Here is a 4,927-nt window from a genome sequence, read left to right on the forward strand (position 1 = left end):
GACGCTCTTCCGATCTAGCATCTTACCTAAACCGGCGAATGATACACTACACCAATTATCCCTACAGAGGGTTTTGAAAAATCAGGAATTTTAATCAATATCAATACCAACGCCTGAATGAACTCTAAACCACCGTATATATGGCATATAGATGAGGATACTGAAGCACGAAAATGCCGCGATTGGCCATAGAACGGTTTAGCAAAGCTCTCTTATACTGACTTTATCAAAATTAATATATGACATTCAAAAATAAGGTTATCTGGATTACCGGGGCTTCTTCCGGCATTGGGGAAGCCCTGGCGTACGCCCTGCATGATCGCGGGGCCAGGCTCATTATATCATCGCGCCGGGAGGAAGCCCTCGCGAACGTAAAAAACAACTGCTCGGGCAACCCGGAAAATATTCACATCCTGCCGCTGGACCTGACGGACACCGGTACCCTGGACGATAAAGCACGGCAGGCACTCGACCGCCATGGCCACATCGACTACCTGTTCAATAACGGGGGGATCAGCCAGCGCTCCCTGGCCGTGGATACCAACCTGGAGGTCGTGCGGCAGGTTATGGAAGTCAATTTCTTCGGTTCGGTGGCGCTCACCAAGGCCGTACTGCCGGCTATGATTGAACGGGAAGGGGGACATATTGTGGTTACCAGCAGCGTCATGGGGAAATTCGGCACACGGCTTCGATCCAGCTACGCCGCTTCCAAACATGCCCTGCACGGCTATTTCGACTGCCTCCGCCAGGAAGTGCACGAGCATGATATTGCCGTCACGCTGGTCTGCCCCGGCTTCATTAAAACCGATATCACAAAAAAGGCGCTCGAAGGCGACGGAAGCAAACACGATAAGATGGGCAGGGGACAGCAAGAGGGAATGCTGCCAGGCGAGTTTGCGGAAAAACTGCTTCCCAAAATTGCCAAACAAAAAAATGAAATTTATATCGGGGGCAGGGAAATCGCAGGCGTTTATCTCAAACGATGGGCGCCGGGTTTGCTTAACAAGCTGCTGCTAAAATCAGAGGTTACCTGACACAAAGCCAACTATTTAATAGATTTTTCCCTGTAGAAAACCTTGTACCTAAAAGTAAAAACTTATGGCGCAACTTATTACTTCAGTTGACCAGCTCAATGCCAGTAGTATCAATGACCTTCCATCCATGCCGCTGCCGACCAAAGTGCTGATGGTGCGGCCCCTGCACTATTCGGTGGATTATGTGATCAATCCCCACATGGCGGACCAGGTGGGAAGGGTGAATACCACAGAAGCTCAACGCGAATGGATGCTGGTACGCTCGCTGTTCGACCGGATCGGTATCAATGTGCGAATTATCGAAGACCAGGAAGGACTGCCCGATATGGTTTTTTGTGCCAACCAGAGCCTGCCGTATCTCGACAAGAAGGGCCAGCGGCACGTTTTTATGAGCATCATGCATGCAGATCAGCGAAAAAGGGAGGTCCCCTATTTCGAGCAGTGGTATCGCCAGAACGGCTATGAGATCCACTACCTGGACGAGGACAAGATCGATGATTTTGAAGGGTGCGGCGATGCGATCTGGCACACCGGCAGGCGCCTGCTTTGGGGCGGACACGGCTATCGTTCTTCGATGGAGGCCTACCAGACCATTTCGGATACTTTCGACGTACCGGTGATCACGCTCGAACTGGTGGATGAAACATTCTACCATCTCGATACCTGTTTCTGTGTGCTGGACGATCACACCGCGCTGATCTACCCGGGCGCTTTCACGGAGCAGGGACTGGAGCTCATCCACGCTGTCTTTGAGCAGGTTATCGAAGCGCCGGAAAATGAGGCCGGAGAACTCTTTGCCTGCAACGCCTGCTGTGCCGACGGACGCAATGTCATTATCCAGCAGGGATGCACGGATGTTAATAAGGGATTACGGGATGCCGGTTTCTCGGTTCACGAAGTCAGCACCTCTGAGTTCCTGAAAAGCGGGGGGAGCGTCTTCTGCATGAAGATGCTTCTGTGGTGATGTAGTGGCGGTTATGAGTCACAGGTCTTGAATCGTGAGACGGCAAAAGAGACCTGTATCTCGTACTCGTATTTTGTGATAGACAACCACTGCGCACTAAGCAAGAGTTTGAAAGGGATTTAGCTGGAAATTAAACGGCTCAAGATTGAATGGTCAACGTGACCGATTGAAGGCTTGAATTCGGAATATCGAATGATATCCATTCCCAAATAACCAATAACAAACAACCGGGATTGATTCCTGGCGGGGAGCTTAAAACCGGTATTCGCCGGCGACCCGTATAACCTGGAATACTATGGCCCAACATGTGATCCGGATGCTTATTTCGGCCGCAGCTACCCTGCTGCTCTTCTGGCTTCTTTCCATACCGCTGGGACCGGCTCCCCCCTTGGGACCTTTTCTGAATCCCGCTACCGGCTTCTGGGCGAATGCGGTTACGGATGAGCCGGGCGACCGTACCACGGTGTTGCCGGCCGGTGCCCTTTCGGATACGGTCAGCGTCTATGTCGACGAGCACAATATCCCGCATATCTTTGCCGCGAACGACCGGGACCTCTATTTTGCCCAGGGATACATCACCGCCCGCGACCGGCTCTGGCAAATGGAGTTTCAGACGCATGCGGCGTCGGGCAGGCTCTCCGAGATCATAGGTGCCGACGCCCTGGAATACGACCGCTACCGTCGGCGCATCGGGATGGTCTACGCCGCTGAACAGGCCCTTGAAGGGATGCTCGGATATCCCGAAACAGCTACCGCCGCCAAAGCTTATGCGGACGGTGTCAACGCCTGGATTGACGAGCTCGAGGCAGCCGACTACCCGCTCGAGTACAAGATACTCGACTACGAACCTGAACGGTGGTCCCCCCTGAAAACCGCCCTGCTTCTGAAGAGTATGACGTACACGCTGGCGGGCAGCAACCAGGACCTGCAGATGAGCAACACAAGGTCGTTTTTCGGCGATGCTTTTATCCGTCAGGTGCTCGATCCGGATCCCCGGCTGAATGATCCGGTTATTCCGTCGGGTACCGAATGGAGCTTCGATCCGATTCCGGTGCAAAAGCCCGATTTGATCTTTGAACCCTCCGTTGTGGATCATATTCCGCCCTTCCGGCCCGACCCGCTCAACGGGAGCAACAACTGGGCGGTCAGCGGCTCCAAAACGGCGAGTGGATACCCTGTCCTCGCAAACGATCCCCACCTGAATATGACCCTGCCCTCCATCTGGTACGCCGTGCAGCTGCACAGTCCGGCTCAAAATGTGATGGGCGTTTCGCTGCCCGGCGCACCGTCGGTCATTGTGGGCTTTAATGAAGAGGTGGCCTGGGGCACGACCAATGTCAGCGCCGATGTATGGGACTGGTATGAAATGACCTTCCGCGACTCCACGCTTTCCAAATACCGGTACGACGGGGCGTGGAGGTCAACACAGAAACGGGTGGAACAAATCGAGGTACGGGGACAGCAAACCGTGGTTGATACGGTGGTCTATACCCATCACGGTCCGGTTGTGCAAACCTCCGGCGGGGAACCGATGCGCCCCCATATTCCAAAATTCCATGCCATGCGGTGGATTGCCTACGAACCGTCCAACGAGCTCCGCTACTTTCTGGGCATCAACAAGGCTGGAAATTACGAGGACTACCGCCGCGCCTTAACCCATTATCGGAGTCCCGCTCAAAACTGGGTGTTCGCCGACAGCACCGACATTGCACTGACGGCCGCCGGCCTGTACCCGCTGAAGTGGGAAGAGCAGGGACGATTTATCAGCGACGGGTCCGATCCCCGCTACGACTGGCAGGGATGGATTCCCTTCAATCACATTCCCTCGGTTAAGAACCCGAAACGCGGTTTCGTGAGCTCGGCCAACCAGGATCCCACAGACAACGCGTATCCCTACTATCTGGATGATGATTTTGCCCCTTATGAACGGGGACGGCGCATCAACGAGCGGCTCTCCGCCATGGCTGATATTACGCCCCGGGATATGCAGCAGTTGCAAATGGACACTTACAGCTATCACGCCCGGACGGTGCTCCCCCGGCTGCTGCAATACCTGGAAGGCCACGCGCTGTCCGGCCGCAAACGGGAGGCGCTGCAAAAACTCGCTACCTGGAACTACGAAAACAGTGGCGACCTTATCGCTCCCTCCCTCTTTGCATACTGGTGGGAGGCTCTTGAAGCGGCCATCTGGGATGATGAGTATCATGCTATTGACGCCCCCATGGAGCGGCCGGCCCGTGATGAGACGGCCCGGATGCTCCTGGCCGATTCGGCCGCCCGGTGGTACGATGATATTACAACAGCGGAAACGGAAACACTGGATGACCTTATCGGGCAATCGTTTCACCGGGCCTATCAACAGCTTGGACGTGAATTCGGACAAATGGGAGAACGCTGGAAATGGGGCTACGTCAATAATACGGAAATCGGTCACCTGGCACAGGTTCCGGGCCTGGGACACCGGGAGGTGTTTACCGGTGGCGCTGCAGAATCCGTCAACGCCGTCCGGGACAGCCACGGCCCTTCCTGGCGCATGGTCGTCGAACTGGGGCCCCGGCCCCGGGCTTACGGTATCTATCCCGGGGGACAGTCGGGCAACCCGGGCTCACCCCATTATGATGATATGATCGACGAGTGGACCAATGGAACGCTCTACCCGCTCTGGTTTATGCAGCGGCAGCCCGGCCGCGCCGATTCGGTGGCCTATTCCATCAGTTTACGTTAATCAATAGAGGGCTTTTATAAAAAAGTCAAGTGACCTACTTCTCCCATCGCCTCCGATTGTACTATTTCGGATGCCCTGATTAGTGGTAAAGCTAGATTCCGATAGTTGTGGGTTCGACATTCTATATGTTTATGGGAGTGTCGGCAAAGGTCGATCCCTTTGAAAACTATTTAAATTACTTCGATTACATTGTAAATTCATGAC

At 54.3% G+C, this 4,927-nt stretch carries 3 protein-coding genes; all 3 read left to right on the top strand.

The window, feature by feature from the left end; genetic code table 11:
* Window positions 1–239: 239 nt before the first annotated feature.
* Window positions 240–1,034 carry an SDR family oxidoreductase gene (locus ACESLU_RS11670; RefSeq protein WP_372638825.1) on the top strand — a complete coding sequence of 265 codons (795 nt, stop codon included), beginning with the start codon at window positions 240–242 and terminating at the stop codon, window positions 1,032–1,034.
* A 64-nt stretch (window positions 1,035–1,098) separates the two neighbouring features.
* The gene (locus ACESLU_RS11675; RefSeq protein WP_372638826.1) at window positions 1,099–1,998 is read left to right on the top strand and encodes a dimethylarginine dimethylaminohydrolase family protein; all 900 of its coding nucleotides are present in this window, start codon (window positions 1,099–1,101) and stop codon (window positions 1,996–1,998) included.
* Window positions 1,999–2,293: 295 nt separating this feature from the next.
* Complete coding sequence (locus ACESLU_RS11680) at window positions 2,294–4,723, top strand: penicillin acylase family protein (protein WP_372638827.1); 2,430 nt, start codon at window positions 2,294–2,296, stop codon at window positions 4,721–4,723.
* Window positions 4,724–4,927: the final 204 nt, after the last annotated feature.

The organism is Fodinibius sp., assembly GCF_041642155.1.
In the GTDB taxonomy this organism is placed as follows: domain Bacteria; phylum Bacteroidota; class Rhodothermia; order Balneolales; family Balneolaceae; genus Fodinibius.

Coding starts and splice junctions, on each gene's coding strand:
- ACESLU_RS11670 (WP_372638825.1), top strand. CDS start 240: ATGACATTCAAAAATAAGGTTATCTGGATTACCGGGGCTTCTTCCGGC.
- ACESLU_RS11680 (WP_372638827.1), top strand. CDS start 2,294: ATGGCCCAACATGTGATCCGGATGCTTATTTCGGCCGCAGCTACCCTG.
- ACESLU_RS11675 (WP_372638826.1), top strand. CDS start 1,099: ATGGCGCAACTTATTACTTCAGTTGACCAGCTCAATGCCAGTAGTATC.